General features: G+C 72.7%; 4 protein-coding genes. All 4 read right to left on the bottom strand.

What is annotated here, in order from left to right; genetic code table 11:
* On the bottom strand, positions 1–306 hold a 306-nt coding region (locus AB0I76_RS25460), incomplete at its 3' end, for an LLM class flavin-dependent oxidoreductase (RefSeq protein WP_357040290.1).
* 67 nt (positions 307–373) lie between these two features.
* Positions 374–859, bottom strand: coding sequence for a hemerythrin domain-containing protein (locus AB0I76_RS25465; RefSeq protein WP_357040293.1), 486 nt, complete (start codon positions 857–859; stop codon positions 374–376).
* 106 nt (positions 860–965) lie between these two features.
* Positions 966–2,297: a low temperature requirement protein A gene (locus AB0I76_RS25470; protein WP_357040296.1), complete on the bottom strand. Its 1,332-nt coding sequence runs from the start codon at positions 2,295–2,297 to the stop codon at positions 966–968.
* Between the two features lie 128 nt (positions 2,298–2,425).
* A partial coding sequence (gene sucB / locus AB0I76_RS25475) for a 2-oxoglutarate dehydrogenase, E2 component, dihydrolipoamide succinyltransferase (RefSeq protein ID WP_357040299.1) occupies positions 2,426–3,457 on the bottom strand: 1,032 nt, incomplete at its 5' end.

Consider the following 3,457-nt stretch of genomic DNA (forward strand, 5'->3'; position numbering starts at 1 on the left):
GAAGTCGGTGACGTCACCGTAGGTGAGGGCCCCCAGCCGGGCCCGCCCCCCGGACACCAGGTCGAGGGTGGCGACGTCCGCGGCGAGCAGGGCCGGCTCACGGACGCCGGCGTTCGAGACGTACGACCCCAGGCCCAGCCTGCTCGTCACCGCCGCCGCGGCGGCGAGGGTGACGAACGGCGACGCCACCGCCCCCGGATGGTCGGCGGCGAACAGGGCGTCGAAGCCGGCCGCCTCCGCCCGGCGGGCCAGGTCCAGCCAGTCGGCGGCGTCGGTGGGGGAGGCCTGGAGCGAGAAGGTCGTCACCCGTCCCAGCCTGCCGTCGGCGCGGTCCGGCGGCGAGCCCGCGCGGGCCGTTTCTGCTACCGGCAGATCAGCGGTCCTCGGGTGGCAGCGGGACCCCGAGCAGCTCCTCGGTGCGGCCGTCCTCCAGCGCGTTGAGGGCCGCGGTCAGCTTCTTCTCCTCGTAGAGGAAATGGGTCTCCAGCAGCGCGGCGAGCGTGTCCAGCTCGTTGCGGACCTCCTCGACCGGGTGGCGGGAGTCGAGCAGGTCCTCGACCCGGCGCAGCGCGGCCTCGACGAGCCGGTGGTCGGCCTCCAGCTCGCGCAGCACCGGCCGCAGCTCCGGCACCTGCGCGGCGAGCACCCGGAACGCCCCGGTGTCCTCGCCGGTGTGGTGCCGGGTCAGGCTCGCGCAGAAGGCCAGGCAGTGGGCCCGCAGCTCCCGAGGGCGTACGCCGGGGCCGTCCGCGTCCAGGCCGTCGCGGATGCGGTCCAGCTCCTCGCGGAGCCAGAGGTGGATCTCGACGAGGTGGTGGCCGAGGGCGCGCAGGCGCCCGTACGGCGGGGGTGGTGGCATGTGGTTCCCATGCGGTCGCGCGCCTCCGTGCCCTCGGCGGTCTCCGTGCCGGGTACACCGCGACGCTTCCGCCAACCTACGCGAGCACGCCTCGACGGTGGGGGCGTCAGGTCGAGGGGTCGTCAGGGGGCTTCTCCTTCCAGCGCGCGCGCCACGCCGCCTCGTGCGACTCGTGGGTGGTCCGCTCCTCGAAGACGACCGCGTGCAGGGCCCGCCGCCCCTCGGCGAAGACCACCACCTCCGCCGCGACGAGCCCTACGCAGATCGCGGTGAGCAGGCCGAGGGTGGCGAGCCCCGGCAGGTGCATGCCGACCGGGATGGCGGCGAGGAGCAGCAGCACCGTGGCGACCCGGGTCCACGACACCGTCCGTAGGGTGCGCAGCTGGAACAGCATGTTCGCCGACAGGAAGCAGGCCACCCCGCCGAAGAGCAGCGGCACGGCCGGCCCGTGTGCCGGCTCGGCGATCGGGATCTTCGGGTCGGCGATCTCGTGCACGATCTCCTCGGCGCCCAGGGCGAACAGGATGATGCCGGCGATCATCGGCAGGTACAGGTAGGCGTACGCGTCGCGGGCCATCGCCACCCGTGGCCGGCCCTCCGCGGCGTGCAGGGCGATCCGCGCGGCCGGCCCGATCATGTCGTAGTGCGCCCACCAGAGGGCGGCGGTGAAGACGATGCCGAGGACGGCGGCGGTGACCGCCGACCAGGTGGGTGGCTGGCCGAGCAGGTTGCTGCCGACGCCGACGGAGATGACCGACTCGCCCAGGGCGATGATCAGGATGAGGTCGTACCGTTCGGTCCAGTGCTCGGCCGAGGTGATCCCCCAGCCCCAGGTGCCGGCGATCAGCCCGGTGGCGTACTGGAGCACGACGACCGCCAGCCACAGCATGTCCCGCACCATGGTGGCCTGGCCCGGATCGTCGATCCGGGGTGGCACGAGCGCCGCCGCGGCCAGCAGGAGGGTGCTGACGAAGATCTCCGGCGTGAAGTGGCGCAGCTGCCGGCGCTCGTCCGGGCTGTCCCGCACCATGTGCAGGTAGAGCACGAGGTGCACGGCGCGGATCACCACGTAGCTGATCGCCACCACCGCCGGCCCGGCCGCCCCCTCTCGCGGGTCACCGAAGGCCTGGGGCAGGGCGAGCGCGAAGCAGAACAACGCCGCCATGCCGATCACCATCAGCACCGGCACGAACCCGACGCCGAGCCGGACCCGGGTGGCGACCACGCTGTGGATCACCCAGCACCACCAGAGCACGGCGAGCACCAGCATCGCGTGCAGGAGCTGCCGGCCGTTGATGTCCATGGCGGTGGCCCGCGTGATGATGAAGAACGAGAAGACGAAGACCAGGTCGAAGAAGACCTCGAACTTGTCCACCCGGGCGCCGGGGGCGACGGCGACGGCAGGCCCCAGCCGACTGCGCCACCGGAGACCGCCCACCGACCCACTCTCCCAGCGGGTCGTGCGGGGTGGGCCCGAATCGGGTCAGCCGGTGGAGTCGCTCGGGTCCTGACCGGGTACGCGAGAGGGGCGCCCCGTCCGGGACGCCCCTCTCGTCGTACTCGTTGCTACAGACCCAGCTCGGCCTCGAAGTTGCCGGCCTCCAGGCGCTCCTTGATCGTCGACAGGAAACGAGCGGCGTCGGCGCCGTCGATCAGGCGGTGGTCGTACGACAGGGCCAGGTAGATCATCGACCGGACGGCGACGACCTCACCCAGGTCCGGGTCGTTGACCACGACCGGCCGCTTCACCACGGCACCCGTGCCGAGCATCGCCGACTGCGGCGACGGCACGATCGGGGTGTCGAAGAGCGCGCCCCGGCTGCCCGTGTTGGTCAGCGTGAAGGTCGCGCCGGCGATCTCGTCCGGGCTGATCTTGTTGGTCCGGGTGCGCTCGGCCAGATCGGCGACCCGCTTGGCGATGCCGCCGAGGTTGAGGTCGCCGGCGTTGTGGATGACCGGCACCAGGAGACCGCGCTCGGTGTCGACCGCGATGCCGAGGTGCTCGGCCTCCGGGTAGGTGATGGTCCCGCCCGCCAGGTCCATCCGGGCGTTGACGATCGGATGGGTCTGCAGCGCCTCGACGGCGGCGAGGGCGAAGAACGGCAGGAAGGACAGCTTGACGCCGTGCCGCTGCACGAAGGAGTCCTTCGCCCGCGCCCGCAGCTTGGCGATCCTGGTGACGTCCACCTCGACGACCGTGGTGAGCTGCGCCATCTCGTGCAGCGACTCGTGCATCCGCTTGGCGATGGCCGCACGGATCCGGGGCAGCTTCTCGGTCGTACCGCGCTTGGTGCTCGGCTGCGGCTTCGCCGCCGGCTGGGCAGGGGCCGCCGCCGCGGCGGGCTGCTGCGGCGCCGGGGCCGCCTTCGCCGCCTTGGCCTTCTCGGCCGCGTCCAGCACGTCCTGCTTGCGGATCCGGCCACCGACGCCGGTGCCGTTGACCGACGACAGATCGACGCCGTGCTCGCCGGCCAGCTTGCGCACCAGCGGGGTCACGTAGCCAGGCGCGGACGTCGGCGACGACGTCGCGGTAGCGGGCCAGCTCACCCATGTGGCGCGAGTGTCCCCGCCAGTGCATGAGCACCCAGGGGCAGCCCG

The sequence above is a fragment of the Micromonospora sp. NPDC049799 genome (assembly GCF_040656655.1).
Taxonomy (GTDB): Bacteria; Actinomycetota; Actinomycetes; order Mycobacteriales; family Micromonosporaceae; genus Micromonospora.

Bases quoted from the DNA above. Each gene is read 5' to 3' on its own strand.
- AB0I76_RS25465 (WP_357040293.1), bottom strand. From the start codon at position 859: ATGCCACCACCCCCGCCGTACGGGCGCCTGCGCGCCCTCGGCCACCAC.